The following is a 21,291-nucleotide window of genomic DNA, read 5'->3' on the forward strand; positions in this document are numbered from 1 at the left end:
CTTGCCTTTCGGGGCCGGCTCCGGGCAGGACGATGCGAGGCGGAGCAGCGGTCGATTCGCTTCGTCGTCGAAGCGGCGGGGGGTGCAGAACCAGAAAGTGGCGCGGTGGCCGACCATGCGCAAGCGACCCGGTCAGGGGTTTCCTATGGGGTAGCTGTGGTCGAACGATAGGCAAACCGCAGGTGAGAGGGATACAGGGGAAACCCTCGATCTGGCCGGTAACCAACCCTCAGGTGCGAGCAGTTGGCCGCGAACACCCTGGTTCGCCCGACTTGGGCATCTGAACGCGGCGCGGCTGGTTCCCGTACTTCACCGTGCGGTGCGGCCGCTCAAGTGATGCGGTGCGGCCGCACCGGCTTTCCCCCTTGACCCGCTGTCCCGCTGTCCCGCTGTCCCGCCGTCCCGCTGTCCCGCCGTCCCGCTTGACGCTCCTTACCGCCTCACCCGCATTCCCGACCCGCCGAGGAGACCCACCGATGACCGCACACCGCACCGCCACCGCGGCCGCCGTCGCCGTGGGGCTGCCCCTGCTGCTCACCGCCCTGGCCGCGGCACCCGCCCAGGCGCACGGCGCGCCGACGGATCCGGTCAGCAGGGTGGCGGCGTGCTCGCCCATGGGCGAGGGCAACACCAGCACACCGGCCTGCGCTGCGGCGATCGCCGCGAACGGCGCGCCCTTCACGGCCTGGGACAACCTCAGGGTCGCCGATGTCAACGGCCGCGACCGCGAGGTGATCCCCGACGGGCAGCTCTGCAGCGGGGGCATCCCCGAATACAAGGGCCTCGACCTCGCCCGCGCCGACTGGCCCGCGACGAACCTGACTCCCGGCGCGTCCTTCACCCTCACGTACAGCTCGACGATTCCGCACACCGGGACCTTCAAGTTGTATCTGACCAAGGCGGGTTACGACCCGAGGTTTCCGCTGAAGTGGTCCGACCTGCCCACGCAGCCGTTCGCCACCGCCACCGACCCGGCTCTCGTCAACGGCGCCTACCGCATCAAGGCCACGCTGCCTTCCGACCGGACCGGCCGCCAGATGCTCTACACGATCTGGCAGAACTCCGGCACCTCGGACACCTATTACTCATGCTCGGACGTGGTCTTCCCGGCGAAGAGCACCGGAGGGGGCGGGGCCGCCACGCCGACGGCCTCCACTGCTGCCCGGCGGACACCGTCGCCGGCCGCGTCGAAGACACCGGAGCCGGAGAAGTCGGCCTCTCCGGCCGAGCAGACGCCGACACCCACGCAGACGAGCCCTTCACCGGCCCAGGAGACCGCCCCTGACGATCTCGCCCCCGTCGCCGACAGCAACTCCGGCGGCGGCACCGGGCTCCCCCTGGTCGCGGGCGGAGCGGCGGCGCTTCTCCTCGCCGCGGGCGTCGCTTTCACTGCCTGGCGGCGCCGCTGAACCCCTCGGTGGGCTGACCGGCCGCGCCCGTGCGCCGCAACTTCCGTACGGCAAGTACCAGTTGCAGACGCAGGCGCCCCTGCGGGCAGTGCACGTCCCAGCCGAGAATGCGCTCGGCCTGTACGAGGCGTTCCTGGAGCGTCGAGTGATGCACCGTCAGTTCGGTGGCGGCCGCGCGCAGGCTGGGCGCGGAGGCCACCGCGTGGAGTGTCGAGGCCGCCCAGGAAGCCTCCGCGAGGGCGCGTTCCAGGGCGAGTTCGTCGGGGATCGGCGGGGTGTCCGGGCCCACCGCCGCCGCGAGCAGTGTCAGACCGCCGAGTTCGTCGGCGTACACCGTGCGGGGCCCTGGATCATGCGCCGTGCCCTCGGCGGTGAGCCGGAGTGCGGTCCGCGCGGCGGCCCACGACCGCGGAAGCTCGGCCGGTTCCACGGCAGGCCCGACACCGGCCCGCCGCGCCTCGGTCCCGGGCCGCCCGGCGGGCACGATCTCCGCGCCGCCCCCTTGCAGCGCCACCGCCCGCACCGACTGGCCCCGCTTCAGGCCCAGTTGCGCTGCGGCCCGGGTACGCGTGGCATCCGGTGCGGAGGCGTCGAGGACCACCTCGACCAGCGCGGGGTCGGGGGCGGGTGCGGCCGGGCGCGCCAACCCACGCGTCCGCTCCAGAACCGCCCGTACGGCACCCGCGGCCCGCTCCAGGATCATGGCCCGCACGCCGTCGGGCGGACCGGGCAGCTCCAGCCAGAGGGCGGCGACGATTTCCGGAACCACCACATCCGCCATGTCCACACGCGTGCCCGCCACAGGGGAACTGGCGGTGGCCGACGGCTGGGCGGCTGGAGAGGTGTCGAGCGGCACCCCGAGCGGGGTGGCACGGGGGGTGTCGACGCGCACCCCGGGCGGAGCAGCACGGAAGGTGTCGAGCGACGCCGAGTCAGCCTCGGGAGTACCCACCCGCCCCCTCTGCCGGCCTACGCCTGACGCATCGAGCGGCACGCGCGCCGAGGCGCCGCGAGCCGCATCAAGCGCCGCCGCCTCCGAAACAGCCCCCGAAGCACCCGTCCGCCCCCGCGGACGACCCACACCAGACACATCGACCGACGCCGACTCAGGTACGGCGTCAGCCGCATCAAACACCGCCGCCCCCGAAACAGCCCCCGAAGCACCCGTCCGCCCCCGCGGACGACCCACACCAGACACATCGACCGGCACCGGCTCAGGTACGACGTCAGCCGCATCAAACACCGCCGCCCCCGAAACAGCCCCCGAAGCACCCGCCCGCCCCCGCGGACGACCCACACCGGACGCATCGACCGGCAAGCGCGCCGGGGAGTCCTCAGTCGCGTCGAGCGAACCCGGCGACGGGGCGGCACCGGGCGTGTCGGGCGCAGCCGAGGGTCGGGCCACCGCGGAGGCGTCGAGCGGTACCCAGGGCCACGCCGGATCCACCGGCCCTCCCGCGTCCGCGCGCCGTCCGTCCGGCTCGACCCGGATCCGGACGCCGCGCCGCTCGTCGACCAGCCGGGCGGGGTGGCCGGAGAGTACGGCGGCACCCCGTACCAGCGCCTCCAGCCCGACGCGGCCCTCCATCAGACGGTCGAAGTAGGCGATGGCCTGTAGCGCGGCGCCCGCGTCCGGGTCGAGCTCCGCGAGCCGTCCTGCCAGCTCTCTCACGGACACCATCCTGCGACCGTGGGCCCGCGCTGCCAAGCGCTGGGAGCGCGGACCTCGGACCTGCGGCTCAGGCGCCCAGAAGCCGACGCAGCCAGCGCAGCTTGGCCGCCCGGCTGTCCTGGGACAGCTGAGCCTGCGGGGCGAACTCCTCGAAGCCGTGGAAGCCGCCCGGCCACACATGGAGCTCGGCGCGGCCGCCCGCCTGCCACAGGCGCGCGGCGTACGCGACGTCCTCGTCGCGGAAGGTCTCCGCCGAACCCACGTCGATGTAGGCCGGGGGCAGCCCGGACAGATCGGTGGCCCGGGCCGGGGCCGCGTACGGCGAGACGTCGGGCCCCCCGCTCGCCTCCCCGAGCAGCGCGCCCCAGCCCATCGCGTTGGCCGTACGGTCCCAGAGGCCGAGCCCGGTCATCTGGTGGGCGGACACCGAGTCGTTGCGGTCGTCCAGCATCGGGCACATCAGCAGCTGGCCGGCCGGCTCCGGGCCGCCGCGGTCCCGGGCCAGCAGAGCGAGGGCCGCGGTGAGCCCGCCACCCGCGCTGGCTCCGGTGACGACTATGCGCTCCGGGTCGATCCCCAGCTCGTCGGCGTTCTTGGCCGTCCACACCAGACCCGCGTAGCAGTCCTCGACCGGGGCCGGGTGCGGGTGCTCGGGCGCGAGCCGGTACTCCACCGACACCACCACCAGCCCCAGCTCCTCGGCCCACCCGAGCAATTCCGGCACACCCATCCGGTTGCCGCCGACGACCATGCCGCCGCCATGGATGTAGTACAGGGCGGGCAGAGGTCCGCTCACCCCGACCGGCCGGCAGATGAGCAGCGAAACGTCCGGCGCTCCGTCGGGCCCCGGCACCGACCGCTCCTCGACCTGGAAGGCGCCGTCGCGCCGCAGGTCCTCGTCCGAGGGCCGCATGGCGCTCGCGCCCTCCCGGAGCTGAGGAATCACCTCCGGTGTGAAGGTGGTCGGCAGGAACTCCGCGACCAGTGCCAGGGCGGCGGCCAGCTCCGGGTCGAAGGGCGGCGCCGGAGGTACGGGACCTGTGTGTGCCGGTGCAGTGGCGGGCGGCGGCTCGGCAGTCATGGCGGCTCCTCGCATTCTGGCCACCGCGGTGTGACCAGTGCGTTCATGGTGCCCCGCGGACGGACACCCATGTACTCGCCGTTCGGCTGGAATCCCCCGCCGAACGGCGGGGCACCATTGCCGCGGTTTCCCCCGCCCCGCAAACCGCGGCAACCACCCACCCCGGCTTCAGACAGGCTGCGGAGTCAGGCGTCGCAGGCCCTTGCGGTCGTAGTAGCGGGTCATCGCGAAGCCGAAGAGCAGCGCGAGGGCGGCGCCGATCACGATCCACAGCCATGCGCGGGTGAGGCCGGCGTCGGCGCGCGCGTCGAAGAAGAGGATGGCGCGGACGCCGTCGCTGAGCTGGCGCATGGGCTCGAAGAGGGACAGAAAGCGGTAGAAGCCCGGAACGGCCTGGAGTGGAACGGTGGCGCCGGACGACGGCAGACCCAGGACGATGAACACGAACATGGCCACGAGCTGGCCGATCCCGCCGAACGCGGCGTTGATGGCCTGGACGCCGAGCCCGACCGCGAAGCTGGCGCAGTACGAGTAGATCCACAGCAGGGGCAGGTGGGAGGCGTCCATGCCCAGGATCGCGACCGTGGCCACCATGATCAAGGTGGTCGTGAGAACGGTGATCCCGGCGGTCATGGCCATCTTCAGCAGCAGCGTCTGGGTACGGCTGATGGGCACGGTCGGGCGGCGGGTGTGCCAGGGGCCGATCTCGGTGTCCGCGTAGCCGAGGGCGCTGTCGACACCGGTACCGATGATGTTGGCGCCCATGAAGCCGGCCAGCACGAGCAGCAGGGTGTAGTAGAACGCGGTGAGGCCGAGGCCGGTGTTGTCGCCGATGGGGTGGCCGACCTGGGTGGTGACGGTGACCGGGTCGGCGAGCAGCAGCCGCTCGGTGGAGGCGGCCTTCGCGACGGCGGGAGCTGCCGTCAGCTGTTTGCCGATGGTCAAGGAGGCCTGGTGGGCGGCCTGTTGGGTGATCCTGCTCGCCAGTGAGGAACCGAAGCTGCCCATGCCGGGGTTGGTCAGCACGGTGATCGCCGGTCGGGTCGTGGCGTTCGTGGTGGTGAGCGCCGCGACCGAGCCGGTGAAGTCGGCGGGGACGACCAGGGCGCCGTAGATCTTCGCGGAGGCCAGCTGGTCCCGTGCCTGCGCGGCGGTGAGCCGGCGCCAGTCGACCGTGTCGGAGGTGCCGGAGGTGACGGACCGGGTGATCTGCGTCCCCAGGTTCTCCTGCTGACCGGGCAGCGGCTCGCCACGGTCGGCGTTGACGATGCCGATGGGCAGGTCGTGCAGGGCGCGGTTGGGATTGACGATGCCGCCCATGTAGAGCAGGGACAGCAGCAGGGCGAGCAGCCCGGTCAGGACGGTGGGCATCAGCCACAGTTTGGGACGGCGCAGCAACTGTACGGCCCGTGCCGACGCGGGAGCCGGCGCCTGTGTGCGGGCCTCGCGGCGCTCGCTGTCGTCGGCCATGGCTCTCCCTGGGTGGACCTGGGTTGATGCGACCAGCGGTGATCGTGACCATTCTTCTACACAGGGTGACAATGCCGCGCGGTGAGCGCCGCGCGATCACGGTCGGTGACGCCATGACGGGCGCGCCACCGCGGCCGTACGGCGGAGGCAGTGACCCTACAGCGGAAGGAACCGACCACAGGGCGGAGGGAGGCCGCTGCACGGCGGAGCGAGACAGCCCGCATATGGACGACGGACGCCGCAGCACGACGGAGCGGCGAAACAACCGCGCGGACGCACGGACGCCGCAGCACGACGGAGCGGCGAAACAGCCGCGCGGGCGCCCGGGAAGCCACAGCACGACGGAGAAAATGGCCGTTCTGCCAACAAATAGCCGCATACCGATCGCTCGACGCGTATCCGGAACCTGTCCGGCCGACAGGCCGGGGTGGCCGCGTCGTCCATCCTCCGACATCGCTTCGGCTCCCGGACACCCTGCCGTCACGCGGAAGGGGAACGCTCCCCGCGTCCCCTCTTGCCTCGCCTTGTATCCGTCCGGCCCGCGACCGCGCGGGACGCGACGCGGAAGGACGACGTGCGCCGTGTCCCAGATCCGGATCGACGAGTTGCCAGGGCCGCTCACCCTGACACACTCCCCCTCCCCCTGCCCTGACCTCTCCCCCTCCTCCCCCTCCTCCGCTTCCTCCCCCTCCTCCGCTTCCTCCCTCACCTCCCCCGCCCGCCATCTGCGCCTGGCGTTCAGCCTGGTCCCGCTGCTGCTGATCGGCGGGTGGGCCGCGGTCGACTGGCGTGCGGTGCACGACGGCACCGCCCGGCTGGCCTCCGCCGACCCCTGGTGGCTACTGGCCGGGACGGTGTTCACCTGCCTGTGCTGGGTGGGCGCCTCCGTGACCCGGCAGGGAGCCATACCGGAGAGGCTTCCGCCGGGGCAGCTGCTCGCCTCGCAGTTCGCCGCCGGCGCCGCCAACCACGTACTGCCGGCCGGGATCGGCGCCCACGCCGTCACCCTGCGCTTCCTCCAGGGCCGCGGCATATCCCTCGCCCGGGCCACCGCCTCGCTCGCCCTGTACTCGCTGGTCAAACCGATCGCGAAGATAGTGCTGATCCTCGCGTTCCTCGTCGCCTTCCCCGGCACCCTGCCTATCGGTCAACTCGTCCCGGACCAGCAGACGTTGCTGCTGGTCGCCGCGGGCCTTCTCGTGGGCATCGCCGCGACGGCCCTGGTTCTGACGGTCGTACGCCGGTTGCGTCGTCCGCTGTTCGAGTTCGTCCGCACCGCTCTCACCGACGCGCGGATCCTGCACACCCGGCCCAGCCGGGTACTCGCCCTGTGGGGCGGGGCGACCGTCTTCCCCCTCTTCCAGGCGGGCGTGCTCGCTTCGGTCGGTGCCTCGCTCGGCCTGCCCCTGCCCTGGCCGCACGTGGTCTTCGCGTACCTCGCGGCCAGCGCGGTGGCCGGGGCCGTACCCGCGCCGGGCGGCATTGGGCCGGTGGACGCGGCGCTGGTGATCGCCCTGGTCGTGTTCGGCGCGCCGATGACACTCGCCACCGCGACTGTCATCGGCTACCGCGTCCTGAGCGTCTGGCTGCCGCTGCTCCCGGGTGCGTTCGTACTGTCGGCACTGGTACGGCGAAAGGTGCTGTAAGCCACTGACCGCCCGCTCACCACTGGTACCGCGACGACGGGCCCTGGCCGTACGTCCGCCGACCGCTGTCGTCCGGTTCCTCGAAACGCGAACCCGGCGGCGCCGGCGGCGACTTGGCCGGGGCGGTGGCAGCGCGCCGACCCAAGGCAGTGTCAGCGCGCCGACCCAAGGCAGTGTCGGCGCGTCGACCCGGAGCAGTGACGGCGCGCTGCCCCGAGGCGCCGGCACGGCTCCAGTCCCCGTCGCCCAGCACCAGCAGCGGATCGAACATCACCACCACACCCGCCAGCAGCAGGAAGGTGGTCGGCCCGATGAGCATGGGAAGCAGCAGCGAGTAGGCGGAACCGCCGGCCCACGACGTGCCGGACACGTTATGGAGGTGCACGCTGACGGCCGCCATGCCCGTGTAGTGCATACCGGAGACGGCAACGCCCATGACGAGGCTGGCTCCCAGACTCGCCATGAAGCCGCGGATCGTGACGGCCGCCCAGAGCGCGGCGGTCGCGGCGCCGATGGCGATCGCGACCGACAGCGCGACGGTGACGGCGTCGTAAGTCAGAGTGCCGTTCAGCCGGATGGCCTCCATGCCCACGTAGTGCATGACCGCGACCCCGAGACCGGTGAACGTCCCCGCGATGAGGAGAGCCGGTGTGCTCCCTCCGTAGTGACCGACCGCGAAAACACCGAGGCCTACCACGAGAATCGCCACCGCGAGACTGAGAATCGTCAGACCGACGTCGTAGCGGATGCTCGATTCCTCGACCTGGAAGCCGATCATGGCGATGAAGTGCATCGTCCAGATGCCGCACCCGATCGATGCGGCCCCGAGCGCGAGCCAACCGGGCTTCCAGGAACCCGAGTTGCGCAGTGATCTCGTGATGCAGCGCAGCCCCAGCGCCGCTCCCAGACATGCCATCACATAGGCGGTCACCGGTGTGACCAGGCCGTAACTGAAACCGTCGACTGTGCCCTGCATACGCCAACATCCCCCCGGAATATGGCCTCTGTGGGGGACCTGTGTACTTGGCATACCTACTGGGAAGCAAGCGGTTTCAGCTTATTCGCCCTCAACTTCGGGCCTCAGGCGTGGCGTCAGTCCTCAGGCGTCAGCCGCAGCGAGATGGAGTTGATGCAGTACCGCTGATCGGTCGGGGTCGCATATCCCTCCCCCTCGAACACGTGCCCAAGATGCGAACCGCACCGAGCGCACCGCACCTCGGTCCGCACCATCCCGAGCGAGCTGTCCGCGATCAGCTCGACCGCGTCGGTGTCCTTCGGATCGAAGAAGGACGGCCATCCGCAGTGCGACTCGAACTTCTCCCCGGAGGTGAAGAGTTCGGCGCCGCAGGCACGGCAGGAGTAGACGCCGGTCGTCTTGGTGTCGGTGTACTCACCGGTGAACGCCGGCTCCGTGCCCGCCTTGCGCAGCACCTTGTACTCGGCCGGGGTCAGCTCCGCGCGCCACTGCTCGTCCGGCTTCTCGATGTCGTACGACATGATGCTCAACCCCTCGCACAAACGGTGATGACTACTTCGGCAGACGCGCCAGGATCTCGGGACCGAGGTCCGTGACATCGCCGGCGCCCATGGTGAGAACGAGATCACCGGGCTTCGTCATTCCCGCAATCACCGACGGCACGTCCGCCTTGTCGTGGACCGGCGTCACATCCGCGCCCGCCGCCCGCGCCGCCTCGATGATCAGCTCGCTCGTGACGCCCGGGATCGGGTCCTCGCGGGCCGGGTAGATGTCCAGGACGAGCGAGGCGTCGGCCAGGGACAGGGCCTGGCCCATCTCCTTGCCCAATTCCTGGGTCCGGGAGAACAGGTGCGGCTGGAACACCACCAGGATGCGGCCGGAGGCGCCCGCGCGCATCGCCTCCAGGTCCGCCGTCATCTCGGTCGGGTGGTGCGCGTACGAGTCGACGACCTGGACGCCCGCCTCCTCGCCCTTGAGCTGGAGGCGGCGCTTGACGCCCGTGTAGGAGGCGAGCGCGGGGGCCAGCTCGGCGGCCGGGATGCCGAGCGCGACGCCCGCGGCCAGCGCGGCCACCGCGTTGTGCGCGTAGTGGCGGCCGGGTACCGAGACCGCGAAGGTCAGCTCGGCGCCGTCCAGCAGTACCGTCACCTCGCTCTTCAGCCCATGAGCCACGACGGAGAGCACACGCACATCGGCGTCCGCGGATTCGCCGTACGTCACCACCTCGATGTCGGTGGTCCGCAGCCGCCGGGTCAGCTCACGCGTGCCTTCGTTGTCCGCCGAGATCACCAGCGTGCCGCCCTCGGTGACGCGGTCCACGAACGTCTCGAAGGACTCGTAGATCTCGTCCAGGGACGCGTAGTTGGCGTGGTGGTCCAGCTCCGCGTTGAGGATGATCGCCACCTCGGGCGCGTACTTGTGGAAGCTGCGGTCCGACTCGTCGGCCTCGGCGACGAAGATGTCGCCCTCGCCGTGCAGGGCGTTCGAGCCGGGGGCGTCGAGGTCGCCGCCGATCGCGTACGAGGGCTCCAGACCCAGCGTCGAGAGCGACACGGCCAGCATCGAGGTCGTCGTCGTCTTGCCGTGGGTGCCCGCGACCGCGATCGGGCGCAGGCCGTCCATCAGGCGGGCGAGGGCGTCCGAGCGGTGGACGACCGGGATGCCGAGCTCGGCGGCGCGGGCCAGCTCCGGGTTGTCCGCGCGGATCGCGGAGGAGACGACGACACAGGTGGCGTCGGTGGCGAGGTGCTCGGCCGCGTGCCCGATGTGCACCGTCGCACCCAGCGCGCGCAGGGCCTCGGCGGTCGCGGACTCCTTCGCGTCACTGCCCGCCACCGTGGCCCCGCGCTGCGCGAGGATCTTCGCGATCCCCGACATCCCGGCGCCGCCGATGCCGATGAAGTGCGGTCGGTCCATGGCGGTAGGAAGGCCGGGTGCCATGCGTGTGTCTCCCAAGATGCGGTATGAGGCTGAGCGCCCCCACGAGGAGAGCGCGTCCCCAGCCTATTCCGTATGGCGTCCGGCACCTCGCAAGGGGCGTCCACGGGATGCCGGGAAGGGGCGCGGGGCTGTGACATTCTGCGGCTCCGTCGCGTGGACGGCTCCGCCGCGTGGGCGCGACCAGCCACGAAGCCCCCGCACCCGAACAGCACCTCACCCCCCACGGCGCCCGCGGCAAATCGAACGGAAGCGCCTAGACCTTGCTGTGCGAGAACAGCTTCAGCACCGGCACGCCCACCTTGTGCCGCGCCCGCGACGCCCAGTCACGATGGAAGAACTCCTCCACGTAGTGGGGATCCGTCAGCACGATGACCTCGTCGGCGTCGATCTCCTCCACCAGCGCCTTCAGGGCGTCCAGCGGGTGATCCTCGATGAGCCGCCCCTCGGCCTGATTGCCGGTCGAGCGCAGCGCCACCAGCGACACGTCCAGCGCCTGCTGCCCCTGCCCGGCCGCCTCGTCGCCCTCGGGGGTCTCGTCCTCGTGAGCCGCCTCGTCCAGCTCGCCGAGCGCGACGTCGTCGATGGCCCTCAGCAGCCGGTCCGCCTGGTCGCCCCGGGGCTGGAGCAGCACGTGGAAGCCGACCGCCTCGTCACCGTGCAAGGTGGTGACGAACTCCACGTCAGCGGACGTCAGGGCCTTCTCGATCATCAATACGCTTGTGAACACGACAGGCGCCCTTCTCCTCCGTGGGCCGTTCCCAGGCCCCTGCGGAAACCATCCTGCCCCGTAACCGCACGGGGTCTGCGAGATTTAGTGTGCCCAGCCGAAGAAAAACGGAACGGAGTATTCCGCTGACTTGTCAGGGCCGTCCGTATCGGGCGTAGAGGAACCCGGCCTCCTCCAGCAAGGACATCAGTTCGAACCGCTTCGGGACAGCGATCGTAGGCCCTCCGGCGATCCGCTGCGCGTTCCCGGCGGTGAGCGTCGGAGAGACGGTCAGGCAGAGCTCGTCGAGCACTCCGGCCGCGATCAGCTGGCCGAGCAGTCGCGGGCCGCCCTCGGTGAGCAGCCGGGTCATGCCGAGCTCACCGAGCGCGCGTACGGCCCGGGCCGGCTCCACGCCCATGCCGTCCCCCGCGATCACGACCTGCGCGCCGGCCTTCTCGGCGGTCGCCACCCGGTCCGGGGCCGCCCCGGCGCCGGTCAGGACCAGCGTGGGCACCAGGGGCGAGGTGAAAAGCGGAAGCGAGAAGTCCAGGTCGAGACTGGCCGTCACGATCGCGATCGCGGGCGCCGGCCCCTGTCCGGCCGCCTCCCGCTGCTCCGCGAAGTCCTCACGCGCGCGTGCCGGACGGTAACCCTCCTGGCGTACCGTTTCCGCACCCACCAGGACGACGTCCGCCAGCGCGCGCAGCACGCCGAAGATCCGCATGTCGGTGGCGCCGGAGATCGGCTGGGAGCGACCGTCGTGCTGGGCCGCGCCGTCCAGCGTCGACACCATGTTGGCGCGCAGCCAGGGCTCCCGGACGTCCGGATAGGCGTACGCCTCCGCCAGCTCCTGGAGCCCCCACTCGTGGTCCGTCACGTCCGCGTCCGTCGCCCCGTCGGAGGCTTGGGCCGGTGTTTCGTACATCACAGGGAACAGCCGTCGCATGACGTGCAGTGTGGCACGGCCCCTAGACTGGGCAATCGTGTCGACCTCCACCACCTCCGCCGGGTTCGGCCCGATAGCCGAAGCGACCCCGCTGTCCCTGTGCGCCCGCGAGCCGCACGTCCCCGCGGACCGGCTCGTCGCCGAGATGGTGCCGCCGCCACGCTTCGACTCGGTCCGCTTCGCCACGTACATCCCGGACCCGAACCAGCCCAGCCAGCCCGAGGCCGTACGCGTCCTGAGCGCCTTCGCGGCCGGTCTCGGCGCGCCACACTCGGCGAGCTTGGGCAGGCGCGGGCTGTTCGGCTTCGGGAAGGCCCCCAAGAAGGCCCCTGGAGGCCCCCGCGGCGTCTATCTGGACGGCGGCTACGGCGTCGGCAAGACCCACCTCCTGGCCTCCCTGTGGCACGCGACCCCCGCGGAGCCCGAGCTCAAGGCCTTCGGCACGTTCGTGGAGCTGACGAACCTGGTCGGCGCGCTGGGCTTCCAGAAGACGGTGCAGACGCTGAGCGGCCACCGGCTGCTGTGCATCGACGAGTTCGAGCTCGACGACCCCGGCGACACCGTCCTGGTCTCCACCCTGCTCGGCAAGCTGGTCGACGCGGGTGTGGCGCTCGCGGCCACCTCGAACACCCTGCCGGGCAAGCTCGGCGAGGGCCGGTTCGCCTCCGCCGACTTCCTGCGCGAGATCCAGGGCCTGGCCGCGCACTTCCGCCCGCTGCGCATCGACGGCGAGGACTACCGCCACCGCGGGCTGCCCGAGGCCCCGGCGCCGTTCTCCGACGAGCAGGTCACCAAGGCGGCGTACGCCACCGAAGGCGCGTCCCTCGACGACTTCCCGCATCTGCTCGACCACCTCGCACGCGTCCACCCGAGCCGCTACGGTGCCTTGACCGACGGCCTCAAGGCGGTCTGCCTCACCGACGTCCAGCCGGTACCGGACCAGTCGACGGCACTGCGGCTCGTGGTGCTCGCGGACCGGCTGTACGACCGCGAGGTGCCGGTGCTCGCCTCCGGAATGCCTTTCAGCCAGTTGTTCAGCGAGGAGATGCTGAACGGCGGCTACCGCAAGAAGTACTTTCGGGCGATTTCCCGGCTCACCGCCCTGGCGCGGGACGCCAAATCGCTCGTAAAGGACTGAATTTCGCCAAGCGCCCCTCCCTTTTGAGGCTCTCTTCAGGGTGAAACGTAGAATTAACCCTGCAAACAACTGGCCGCGTTACATTAGATCTTGACGCTGACTGTTGACCTGTGTGAGCAGCCGGGAGGGGGCTTGCGTTGCGAGGTAGGACGGCCCGGTCCCTGTTCGTGGCATTCGCCACGATCCTGATGAGCCTTCAGTTCTTCGCTCCCGTACAGACGTTCGCTTCCGCGCAGAAGAACGAGATCGCCTCCTGCGGCGAGTCCGAGCATCAGCAGAAGCAGAAATTGGCGCCGCCACTCCGGTCCCGCGACCGGAACCGCGACGAGGATCTCGTTCCCGAATCACCTTCCCGTGCCCTGCTGGAGTGCGATCCGGCAGCCGCTCACCCCCTCGCCACGCCGGACGCGGACTTCCTCCGCACACCGTCGAGACCCTCAACAGCCCTTTCCCCAGCCACACTCCAGGTCTTCCGCTGCTGAGCCGAGCGCATCTCCCCCCACGCTCCGTTCTGTAGGCCGACGCGCCATTTGAGGCGCGCCAGGAGGAACTGACAGATGCAGCCCCTCATCGAACACGCCCGCGCGCACGGAAAGCGCCCCGAGCGGTTCGCACAGCTGGCCCAAGGCCAGTCCCCCCAAGTCCTGTTCATCACCTGCTCCGACTCACGTGTCGTCCCGGCACTGATCACCGGCGCCCGACCCGGCGAGCTCTTCGAGCTGCGCACCGCGGGCAACATCGTCCCGCCGTACACCCCCGGCCGCCCGTCCGCCGAAGCGGCCACCATCGAGTACGCGGTGGACGTGCTCGGCGTCTCCGAGATCGTGGTCTGCGGGCACTCGCACTGCGGCGCTGTCGGCGCCATGGTGCGGGGCGACGACCTGACCGCCGTACCCGCCGTACGCGACTGGCTGGCGCAGGCCGAACCCCCGTCCGACGCACCGGACGACGACCCCGCCGTGGCCAACGCGGTGCAGAACCACGTCCGCGCACAACTCCTCAGGCTCCGCGCGTACCCCTGTGTGGAGCGAGCCCTGGCGGCAGGTGAACTGCGCCTGCACGGCTGGTACTACGAAGTCCACACCGGCGCCGTCCAGGTGCACAGTGCGGACACCGGCACCTTCGAGGCGCTGTGAGCCGCGCGATGAAATTCCCCCACCTGCGGCAGGACTTCGCCGCGTCCGTCGTCGTGTTCCTCGTCGCCCTGCCGTTGTGCGTGGGCGTCGCCGTCGCCTCCGGGGTCCCGGCCGAACTCGGCCTGGTCACCGGCATCGTGGGCGGTATCGTCACCGGGCTGATGCGTGGCAGCAGCCTCCAGGTGTCGGGCCCGGCCGCGGGGATGACCGTGCTGGTCTTCGAGGCCGTGCGGGAGTACGGCCTCGCGGTCCTCGGAGTCATCGTGCTCGCCACCGGCGTACTCCAACTCCTCATGGGTGCCCTGAAGTTGGGGCGCTATTTCCGGGCCATCTCGGTGGCCGTCGTCGAAGGCATGCTGGCCGGGATCGGCCTCGTGCTGATCGCGGGCCAGCTCTACTCGATGGCGGGCCTGAAAGCACCGGTCTCCGGTCTCGGCAAAATCGCAGGGCTGCCGGCGGCACTCGTGGACGCCGTACGCAGCCCGGACGCACTGGCATCGGTCGGGCTCGGCGCGGGGACCATAGTCGTCCTCGTGCTGTGGAAGCTGCTGCCACAGCGAGTGCGTACGGTGCCGGGGGCGCTCGGTGCGGTGGCGCTGGCCACCCTCGTCTCGTGGGCGTTCAGCATGCCCGTGGCGAAGGTCGAGGTACAGGGACTGCTGGGCTCGATCCAACTGCCGTCCCTCGACGCCTTCGGGGAACTCGCGAGCGTGGGCGTGCTCGCCACGATCCTCGCCTTCACCCTGATCGCCTCCGCCGAGTCGCTGTTCAGCGCGGCTGCCGTGGACCGGCTGCACGACGGCCCGCGGACCGAGTACGACAAGGAGCTGATGGCGCAGGGCGCGGGCAACACCATATGCGGGCTGCTCGGCGCACTGCCGATGACCGCGGTGATCGTACGCAGTGCGGCGAACGTCCAGGCGGGCGCGCGGACGAAGGCGTCCCGGGTGCTGCACGGCGTGTGGCTGCTGCTGTTCGCGGCGCTGCTGCCCGCAGCGCTCGGCGTCATCCCGCTGCCCGCCCTCGCGGGCATCCTGGTGTACGCGGGGTGGAAGCTGATCCCGATGCGGGAGATCGTGTCGCTGTGGCGTGAGCACCGGGGCGAGGCGCTGATCCTCATCGTCACCGCGGTGTCGATCGTCTCGGTCAGCATGTTCGAAGGCGTTCTGATCGGGCTCGCGCTGGCCGTCGCGAAGACGGCATGGGAGGCCTCGCACGTCCGCCTCGACGTCATAGACAAGGGGGCCGGGCCCGTCCAGGCGTACCTCTCGGGCAACGCGACGTTCCTCCGGCTCCCGAAGATCCTCGGCAGCCTGGAGGCGCTCCCGCAGGACCGGCCCATCGAGTTGGACCTCTCCGGCCTGCACCACCTCGACCACGCGTGCCGGACCGCACTGGAAAACTGGTCGGCCAGGCACAGCTCGGCGGGGACCGAACCGGTGAAGGTCACCTCGGGGTCCTGACCCCGGGACGGTGTCCCGATCGACGAGGGCTGGGCTCGCTTCACCGCGAGCCCAGCCCCTCGACGTACAGTGGACATATTGGTCATACTGGGCGGCTCGAAAGGGGGTCGTCATGCTCCAGGAGCTGCTGATCGCCGGCGTGGCGGTCGGATCCGCTGGCTTGGTGTACGTCGGTGCGGCTGCCCGGGTCATCAAGCAGTACGAGCGAGGCGTGGTCCTGCGGCTCGGGCGGCTCCGGGGTGAAGTCCGCGCCCCGGGGTTCACGATGGTCGTCCCGGGCGTCGACAAGCTGCGTAAGGTCAACATGCAGATCGTGACGATGCCGGTGCCCGCGCAGGACGGCATCACGCGGGACAACGTCACGGTCCGGGTGGACGCCGTCATCTACTTCAAGGTGATCGACGCGGCCGACGCCGTCATCCAGGTCGAGGACTACCGCTTCGCGGTCTCGCAGATGGCGCAGACCTCGCTCCGCTCGATCATCGGCAAGAGCGATCTCGACGATCTGCTCTCCAACCGCGAAAAGCTCAACCAGGGCCTGGAGTTGATGATCGACAGCCCGGCGATGGGCTGGGGTGTGCAGATCGACCGCGTCGAGATCAAGGACGTGTCCCTGCCGGAGACGATGAAGCGGTCGATGGCACGGCAGGCGGAGGCCGACCGCGAGCGCCGCGCCCGGATCATCAACGCCGACGCGGAACTTCAGGCCTCCAAGAAGCTGGCAGAAGCTGCCGGAGTGATGTCCGAGCAGCCCGCCGCGCTCCAACTGCGGCTGCTGCAGACGGTGGTGGCCGTCGCCGCCGAGAAGAACTCCACGCTCGTCCTGCCCTTCCCGGTGGAGCTGCTGCGGTTCCTGGAGCGGGCACAGCCACAGCAGGGGCCGGCTCAGGAGCCGACGCAGGGGCAGACGCGGCCGGAGCCCGCCCAGCCGCGCGCCGCGGCCCTTCCGGCCGACGTCGGGCCCGCACCCGTGTTCCGTGCCCCCGAGACGGAGGCCCTGCCGCCTGGTGACGCCGGTCCCGGGGCCGCCGGGTGACAGGTGCGGTTCGTCGACAGGAATGGCCGGAGAAGCAAAGAAGGCCCGACCGCGAGTAGCGGCTCCCGGCCGCTCCCCGCACCATCGAGGGACACGGCCGGAAGGGACACACAGTGGCGAAGAAGGATGGCAAGAAGGACGGCAAGAAGCACGGCGGCAGGAGCGGCGGGAAGGACGCCGGGCGGCGGGACGACGGCAAAGCTCCGGCTCCGCTCCGTGAACTCCTGCGTGTCCCCGGCGGCGCGAAGACCGACCTCTCCTCCTACGAGGCGGGGGCCACGCCCACCGGTCCGCAGGACAAGGCCGCCGGCCTCGCCGCCACCGCCCGAATGGGCGAACACCTGGCCGACCTGCAAGAACGCCTGTGGGCCGCGAGCACGGCCGGCGACCGGCGGCGCGTCCTTCTGGTCCTCCAGGGCATGGACACCAGCGGCAAGGGCGGCACGGTCAAGCACGTCATCGGGCACTTCAACCCCTCCGGCTGCCGCATCCGGTCGTTCAAGACCCCGACCTCCGAGGAGCGCAAGCACCCCTTCCTCTGGCGGATCAGGAGGGCACTCCCCGAGGCCGGCGAGATCGGCATCTTCGACCGCTCGCACTACGAGGACGTCCTGATCGCCCGGGTCCGCGAGCTGGCCCCGCATAAGGAGATCAACGACCGCTACGGCGAGATCAACCGCTTCGAGAAGTCGCTCGCGGACGACGGCGTCACGGTCGTGAAGGTCTTCCTCCACATCTCGTACGACCAGCAGCGCCGCCGTCTCCTCGAACGCCTGGACAACCCCGACAAGCACTGGAAGTTCAACGTCGGCGACATCGACGAGCGCGCGCTGTGGCCCGCGTACCAGAAGGCGTACGAGATCGCCCTGGACCGCTGTTCCACTCTGGAGGCGCCCTGGTACCTGATACCCGCCGACCGCAAGTGGTACCGGAACTGGGCGATCAGCAAGCTCCTCCTGGAACACCTCGTCGCCCTTGACCCGCAGTACCCGAAGGCGGACTTCGACGTGGAGGAGAGCCGGAAGAGACTGCTCGCACAGACTCTGAGCCCGCCCACGGGGCTCTAGGCGGGTGACTTCAGGGGCGCGCTCCTGCGGCACACGCGAATGATACGTAAATAGCCATATTTGCCCCGATATCTTCATCGGGTGATCATTTCAGTAACACGATTCGCCGCGATCTGCGCCCTGGGCGCTGTGCTCGCCGCCTGCGGGGCCCCCGACGCCCCGCCCGCCCCTCGCAAGGAGCGCCCCGCACCCGCCGGCGCCGTGCCGTCGCGGCCCCCGACGCTCGCTCCGGGGCCGACCCGCCTGACCCCCGTCTTCAAGAACGGCCCGCGAACGCGCGACAAGACGGTCGCGCTGACCTTCGACGCGGACATGACCGCGGATCAGGGGGACAGAGCGGCGGCCGGGGAGCGCTTCGACAACCCGCGGCTCATCGCCACCCTGCGGCGGTTCAAGGTTCCGGCCACCGTGTTCATGACGGGACGGTGGGCCGAGGAGTACCCCCAGGAGGCCAGGTCCATCGGACGGGACCCCCTCTTCGAGGTGGCCAACCACTCGTACAGCCACTACGCCTTCACGGAGGACTGCTACGGCCTGCCGACCGTGCCCGAGAACAGGATGCTGGCGGACGTGGAGCGGGCGTACGCCTCCTTCAAGAAGGCGGGTGTGCCCCGTGCGATGCCCTACTTCCGCTTTCCGGGCGGGTGCTACGACCAGCGGGCGCTGCGGACACTGAGCACGGCCGGGGTGACCGCGGTGCAGTGGGACGTGGTCAGCGGTGACGCGTTCGCGACGGACGCGGACGCGGTGGCCCAGGATGTGCTGGACGGCGTACGGCCCGGTTCCGTCGTCGTCATGCACTGCACACGGAGCGCGGCTCCGGCGACCGAGCAGGCACTGCGGACGATCGTGCCCGAGTTGCGCAAGCGGGGTTTCCGCTTCGTCAGGGTGTCCGAGCTGATCGGGACGGCGGCCCACCACCGGTAGGCGGCTCGGCCGGTTGTCCGTTCTACGCTGGAACCATGAGTGACGACTACTGCGGCACCCGTGCGGACCCGGCCCCCACCGCGGAGGGGCCGCCGTTCGCCGAGTGCGTGCTGTGCCGGAAGCCGACGGAGTACCCGGAGTCGTACAAGGGGATCACCCTGTGCCCTGTCTGCGAGTGGCAGGAGGCACAGCGCACGGCCTGCTCGGGCTGACCGGACGCAGCCCCAGGTTGCGCTCGGTCCCCTCCTCGGACGTACCGGCACCCTCGGCTGGACGGATCTTCCGCCTGGCAGACTGGAGGGTGTGAGCAGCGACCCGACCGCAGTTGATCCGGCCCCCGCGGGCGAGGGCCCCTTCCGTTCCGAGCGCACCGCGCGCGACGAGGCACCGCAGTTCGTGCTGCCCCTGGTCGTACACATCGAGAAGGCCGCTCCCCCGGCCCGTACCGACGCGCTGGAGACCGCGGCCCGCGCGGTGCTGACCATCCTCAGCGACGAGCGCTCCCTCGGAGAGGGCGAGTGGGCGCGGGCCATCCACGACTGGCAGGACGCCCGCATCCGCAAGGTCGTACGGCGGGCCCGTGGCGCCGAGTGGCGGCGGGCCGAGGAGCTGCCGGGGATCACGGTGACCGGGAAGTCCGCCGAGGTGCGGGTCTTCCCGCCGGTCCCGCTGGACGGCTGGCCCAGAGAACTCGCCAAGCTCCAGGTCTCTGGCACCGAGCTCGACGACCCCGAGCCGCCGGCGGACGCCGACCCGACGGGGCCCGTGCTGTGGCTCAACCCAGGCCTCGAGATGTCGGCCGGCAAGTCGATGGCCCAGGCGGGCCACGGCGCCCAACTCGCCTGGTGGGAGCTGTCCGACGAGGAGCGCGCGGCCTGGCGCGACGCCGGCTTCCCGCTGAGCGTCCGCACCGCCGACCCGGCCCGCTGGCCCGAGCTCACCACCTCCGGGTTCCCGCTGGTCCGCGACGCGGGTTTCACGGAGATCGCACCCGGCACGACGATCGCGGTCGAAGGGGTCGACCGGCTCCAGGCTCTGCCGGGCACGCGGCGGACGTGACCGGGGGTGCATCTCGCACCTGAAGAGCACCCCCCACGGCTTCCCCGGACGCACATAAGCGGCAAGATGGGGCCATGAGCGTAGTCAAGATCAACGTACTGACCGTCCCCGCCGAGCAGCGCGAGACGCTGGAGAAGCGCTTCTCCGCCCGTGCCCACACGGTGGAGAGCTCCGACGGCTTCGAGTGGTTCGAGCTGCTTCGTCCCGTCGAGGGCACCGACACCTATCTCGTCTACACGCGGTGGCGTGACGAGGAGTCCTTCCAGGCCTGGGCGGAGGGCCCCATGAAGGCGGCCCACCAGCACGGTGACGCGCAGAGCGGTGAGCGTCCCAAGCCCGCGGCGAGCGCGTCCACGCTGTGGTCCTTCGAGGTCGTGCAGCAGGCGGCGCCCAAGAGCGAGTAGGCAGGTCGTCGCGGGCCGGGCAGGCAAGTGCGCGCGTACAAGCTCTAGGCTTGCCGCAGGTTCTCGACGTGTGGAGGTCACCATGGCCGGGACCCGGCTGGACGGCAGGGTCGAACGCGGCAACCGTACGCGGCAGTTGGTGCTCGGGCGTACCGTCGACATCGCCTCGGTCGAGGGACTCGAGGCGCTGTCCGTGGGCCGGCTGGCCACCGAGCTCGAACTCAGCAAGAGCGGTGTCTTCGCGCTCTTCGGTTCCAAGCAGGAGCTCCAGCTGGCGACCGTGCGGGAGGCGGCGCGCGTCTACGTCGAGCGGATCATCCGGCCCGCGGCACAGACCCCGGCCGGGATCACCCGGCTCTGGCAGCTGTGCACGCTCTGGCTGGACTACTCCCAGGGCCGCGTCTTCCCGGGCGGCTGCTTCTTCTACGAGGTCGTCGCCGAGTTCGACGCCCGGCCGGGCCCCGTGCACGACGCGGTCGTACGCGCCCAGCGGGACTGGACGGACCACGTGGAGCGCACCATCACCGAGGCCCGTGACCTCGGCGACCTGCACCCCGACACGGACGCCCCTCAACTCGCATTCGAGCTCATCGCGTTGATGGAGACGGCCAACGCCGTCTCCGTCCTGCACGACGAGACGACGGCCTACCGCAGGGCCCGTGTCGCCATCGCCGCCCGGCTGCGCGTGGCGGCGACGGATCCGGACCGGGTGCCCCAAGTCCCCTGATGCGGATGGATATTGAGCCTCGGATTCGTCGAGGGAAACAAGTAGCACGATCGTTCGCTTAGTTTTATGCTCGGGTCATGCGACGCCCAACGATTCTTCGCTCGCCCTGGCAGCCCGGCCCTGCGGCCGGCTCCCACGACGGCCCCGCCGTGGTCAGCTACACCGACTTCACCTCCGACACCTTCCGGCGGTCGTGGTCCGTCGCCCTGGACGGGCTGCGGCTACGCCGGACCTGGCCGGGGACCCCGGGCGCGATCGGCATGTGGCTGTGGGCGGATCCGCTGCGGCGCCGCTCGGGCTCGCTGGCCGTCTGGGCCGACGAGGCGCGGCTCAGGGAGTTCGTCGGCCGGCCCGACCACATACGGATCGTGCGGACGTACCGAGGCCATGGCGTGCTGCGGTCGGAGCAATGGGCGACCGACGGGTTCGACTCGGCGGAGACATGGGCGTACGCGCGGCGCCTGATCAGCAAGGACGCCTGAAC

At 70.7% G+C, this 21,291-nt stretch carries 21 protein-coding genes; 13 read left to right on the forward strand and 8 right to left on the reverse strand.

The window, feature by feature from the left end; all coding sequences use genetic code 11:
• Window positions 1-476: 476 nt before the first annotated feature.
• Window positions 477-1,409: a lytic polysaccharide monooxygenase gene (locus ACFVKT_RS25860; RefSeq protein WP_385735395.1), complete on the forward strand. Its 933-nt coding sequence runs from the start codon at window positions 477-479 to the stop codon at window positions 1,407-1,409.
• Here the strand turns inward: ACFVKT_RS25860 and ACFVKT_RS25865 are convergent.
• The 3 genes from ACFVKT_RS25865 to ACFVKT_RS25875 form a co-directional block, all read right to left on the reverse strand.
• Window positions 1,387-3,081 carry a helix-turn-helix domain-containing protein gene (locus ACFVKT_RS25865; protein ID WP_385735396.1) on the reverse strand — a complete coding sequence of 565 codons (1,695 nt, stop codon included), beginning with the start codon at window positions 3,079-3,081 and terminating at the stop codon, window positions 1,387-1,389. The two genes, ACFVKT_RS25860 and ACFVKT_RS25865, sit on opposite strands and share 23 nt — an antisense overlap.
• A 67-nt stretch (window positions 3,082-3,148) precedes the next feature.
• The gene (locus tag ACFVKT_RS25870; protein ID WP_385735398.1) at window positions 3,149-4,162 is read right to left on the reverse strand and encodes an alpha/beta hydrolase; all 1,014 of its coding nucleotides are present in this window, start codon (window positions 4,160-4,162) and stop codon (window positions 3,149-3,151) included.
• Window positions 4,163-4,330: 168 nt separating this feature from the next.
• The gene (locus tag ACFVKT_RS25875; RefSeq protein ID WP_385735400.1) at window positions 4,331-5,632 is read right to left on the reverse strand and encodes a YhgE/Pip domain-containing protein; all 1,302 of its coding nucleotides are present in this window, start codon (window positions 5,630-5,632) and stop codon (window positions 4,331-4,333) included.
• 581 nt (window positions 5,633-6,213) lie between these two features.
• Here ACFVKT_RS25875 and ACFVKT_RS25880 point away from each other — a divergent pair.
• Window positions 6,214-7,278: a YbhN family protein gene (locus ACFVKT_RS25880; protein ID WP_385735402.1), complete on the forward strand. Its 1,065-nt coding sequence runs from the start codon at window positions 6,214-6,216 to the stop codon at window positions 7,276-7,278.
• Between the two features lie 16 nt (window positions 7,279-7,294).
• Here ACFVKT_RS25880 and ACFVKT_RS25885 read toward each other — a convergent pair whose 3' ends face one another.
• The 5 genes from ACFVKT_RS25885 to ACFVKT_RS25905 form a co-directional block, all read right to left on the reverse strand.
• Complete coding sequence (locus tag ACFVKT_RS25885; RefSeq protein WP_385735404.1) at window positions 7,295-8,254, reverse strand: MHYT domain-containing protein; 960 nt, start codon at window positions 8,252-8,254, stop codon at window positions 7,295-7,297.
• 116 nt (window positions 8,255-8,370) lie between these two features.
• Window positions 8,371-8,775, reverse strand: a complete 405-nt coding sequence (msrB, locus tag ACFVKT_RS25890; protein ID WP_385735406.1) for a peptide-methionine (R)-S-oxide reductase MsrB — start codon at window positions 8,773-8,775, stop codon at window positions 8,371-8,373.
• 31 nt (window positions 8,776-8,806) lie between these two features.
• Entirely contained in the window at window positions 8,807-10,195 is a 1,389-nt protein-coding gene (gene murC, locus ACFVKT_RS25895; protein ID WP_385735408.1) for a UDP-N-acetylmuramate--L-alanine ligase, read from the reverse strand.
• Between the two features lie 253 nt (window positions 10,196-10,448).
• Complete coding sequence (locus ACFVKT_RS25900; protein WP_385735410.1) at window positions 10,449-10,922, reverse strand: indole-3-glycerol phosphate synthase; 474 nt, start codon at window positions 10,920-10,922, stop codon at window positions 10,449-10,451.
• Window positions 10,923-11,055: 133 nt separating this feature from the next.
• Window positions 11,056-11,850, reverse strand: a complete 795-nt coding sequence (locus ACFVKT_RS25905; protein WP_385735411.1) for a pyrimidine reductase family protein — start codon at window positions 11,848-11,850, stop codon at window positions 11,056-11,058.
• On the opposite strand from ACFVKT_RS25905, the gene zapE reads away from it, so the two are divergent.
• From zapE to ACFVKT_RS25960, 11 genes are all read left to right on the forward strand, one after another.
• Window positions 11,849-12,988: a cell division protein ZapE gene (gene zapE, locus ACFVKT_RS25910; RefSeq protein WP_385735413.1), complete on the forward strand. Its 1,140-nt coding sequence runs from the start codon at window positions 11,849-11,851 to the stop codon at window positions 12,986-12,988. The two genes, ACFVKT_RS25905 and zapE, sit on opposite strands and share 2 nt — an antisense overlap.
• Before the next feature lie 557 nt (window positions 12,989-13,545).
• Complete coding sequence (locus ACFVKT_RS25915) at window positions 13,546-14,124, forward strand: carbonic anhydrase (RefSeq protein WP_385735415.1); 579 nt, start codon at window positions 13,546-13,548, stop codon at window positions 14,122-14,124.
• A gap of 8 nt (window positions 14,125-14,132) precedes the next feature.
• On the forward strand, window positions 14,133-15,587 hold the full coding sequence (locus ACFVKT_RS25920; protein WP_385735417.1) for a SulP family inorganic anion transporter: 1,455 nt from the start codon (window positions 14,133-14,135) through the stop codon (window positions 15,585-15,587).
• 112 nt (window positions 15,588-15,699) lie between these two features.
• Window positions 15,700-16,623 (forward strand): slipin family protein, encoded by a 924-nt coding sequence (locus ACFVKT_RS25925; protein WP_385735419.1) that lies wholly within the window; start codon window positions 15,700-15,702, stop codon window positions 16,621-16,623.
• 113 nt (window positions 16,624-16,736) lie between these two features.
• Window positions 16,737-17,690, forward strand: coding sequence for a PPK2 family polyphosphate kinase (locus ACFVKT_RS25930; protein WP_385735421.1), 954 nt, complete (start codon window positions 16,737-16,739; stop codon window positions 17,688-17,690).
• An 81-nt stretch (window positions 17,691-17,771) separates the two neighbouring features.
• Window positions 17,772-18,617, forward strand: a complete 846-nt coding sequence (locus ACFVKT_RS25935) for a polysaccharide deacetylase family protein (protein WP_385735423.1) — start codon at window positions 17,772-17,774, stop codon at window positions 18,615-18,617.
• A 35-nt stretch (window positions 18,618-18,652) separates the two neighbouring features.
• Window positions 18,653-18,829 carry a hypothetical protein gene (locus tag ACFVKT_RS25940; RefSeq protein ID WP_385735425.1) on the forward strand — a complete coding sequence of 59 codons (177 nt, stop codon included), beginning with the start codon at window positions 18,653-18,655 and terminating at the stop codon, window positions 18,827-18,829.
• 91 nt (window positions 18,830-18,920) lie between these two features.
• A complete protein-coding gene (locus ACFVKT_RS25945; protein ID WP_385735427.1) occupies window positions 18,921-19,676 on the forward strand; it encodes a peptidyl-tRNA hydrolase in 756 nt (251 codons plus the stop codon).
• A gap of 74 nt (window positions 19,677-19,750) precedes the next feature.
• Entirely contained in the window at window positions 19,751-20,080 is a 330-nt protein-coding gene (locus ACFVKT_RS25950; protein ID WP_385735429.1) for an antibiotic biosynthesis monooxygenase family protein, read from the forward strand.
• An 82-nt stretch (window positions 20,081-20,162) separates the two neighbouring features.
• The gene (locus tag ACFVKT_RS25955) at window positions 20,163-20,807 is read left to right on the forward strand and encodes a TetR/AcrR family transcriptional regulator (RefSeq protein WP_385735431.1); all 645 of its coding nucleotides are present in this window, start codon (window positions 20,163-20,165) and stop codon (window positions 20,805-20,807) included.
• A gap of 77 nt (window positions 20,808-20,884) precedes the next feature.
• Complete coding sequence (locus ACFVKT_RS25960; protein ID WP_385735433.1) at window positions 20,885-21,289, forward strand: hypothetical protein; 405 nt, start codon at window positions 20,885-20,887, stop codon at window positions 21,287-21,289.
• The last annotated feature ends 2 nt before the right edge of the window (window positions 21,290-21,291 follow it).

The sequence above is a fragment of the Streptomyces sp. NPDC127595 genome (genome assembly GCF_042671685.1).
Classification (GTDB): Bacteria; Actinomycetota; Actinomycetes; order Streptomycetales; family Streptomycetaceae; genus Streptomyces.

What these genes read in the sequence shown, in the direction of transcription:
- ACFVKT_RS25860 (WP_385735395.1), top strand. Translation starts at nt 477, where the DNA reads ATGACCGCACACCGCACCGCCACCGCGGCCGCCGTCGCCGTGGGGCTG.
- ACFVKT_RS25870 (WP_385735398.1), bottom strand. Translation starts at nt 4,162, where the DNA reads ATGACTGCCGAGCCGCCGCCCGCCACTGCACCGGCACACACAGGTCCC.
- ACFVKT_RS25875 (WP_385735400.1), bottom strand. Translation starts at nt 5,632, where the DNA reads ATGGCCGACGACAGCGAGCGCCGCGAGGCCCGCACACAGGCGCCGGCT.
- ACFVKT_RS25885 (WP_385735404.1), bottom strand. Translation starts at nt 8,254, where the DNA reads ATGCAGGGCACAGTCGACGGTTTCAGTTACGGCCTGGTCACACCGGTG.
- msrB (WP_385735406.1), bottom strand. Translation starts at nt 8,775, where the DNA reads ATGTCGTACGACATCGAGAAGCCGGACGAGCAGTGGCGCGCGGAGCTG.
- murC (WP_385735408.1), bottom strand. Translation starts at nt 10,195, where the DNA reads ATGGCACCCGGCCTTCCTACCGCCATGGACCGACCGCACTTCATCGGC.
- zapE (WP_385735413.1), top strand. Translation starts at nt 11,849, where the DNA reads ATGACGTGCAGTGTGGCACGGCCCCTAGACTGGGCAATCGTGTCGACC.
- ACFVKT_RS25905 (WP_385735411.1), bottom strand. Translation starts at nt 11,850, where the DNA reads ATGCGACGGCTGTTCCCTGTGATGTACGAAACACCGGCCCAAGCCTCC.
- ACFVKT_RS25915 (WP_385735415.1), top strand. Translation starts at nt 13,546, where the DNA reads ATGCAGCCCCTCATCGAACACGCCCGCGCGCACGGAAAGCGCCCCGAG.
- ACFVKT_RS25920 (WP_385735417.1), top strand. Translation starts at nt 14,133, where the DNA reads ATGAAATTCCCCCACCTGCGGCAGGACTTCGCCGCGTCCGTCGTCGTG.
- ACFVKT_RS25925 (WP_385735419.1), top strand. Translation starts at nt 15,700, where the DNA reads ATGCTCCAGGAGCTGCTGATCGCCGGCGTGGCGGTCGGATCCGCTGGC.
- ACFVKT_RS25940 (WP_385735425.1), top strand. Translation starts at nt 18,653, where the DNA reads ATGAGTGACGACTACTGCGGCACCCGTGCGGACCCGGCCCCCACCGCG.
- ACFVKT_RS25950 (WP_385735429.1), top strand. Translation starts at nt 19,751, where the DNA reads ATGAGCGTAGTCAAGATCAACGTACTGACCGTCCCCGCCGAGCAGCGC.
- ACFVKT_RS25955 (WP_385735431.1), top strand. Translation starts at nt 20,163, where the DNA reads ATGGCCGGGACCCGGCTGGACGGCAGGGTCGAACGCGGCAACCGTACG.
- ACFVKT_RS25960 (WP_385735433.1), top strand. Translation starts at nt 20,885, where the DNA reads ATGCGACGCCCAACGATTCTTCGCTCGCCCTGGCAGCCCGGCCCTGCG.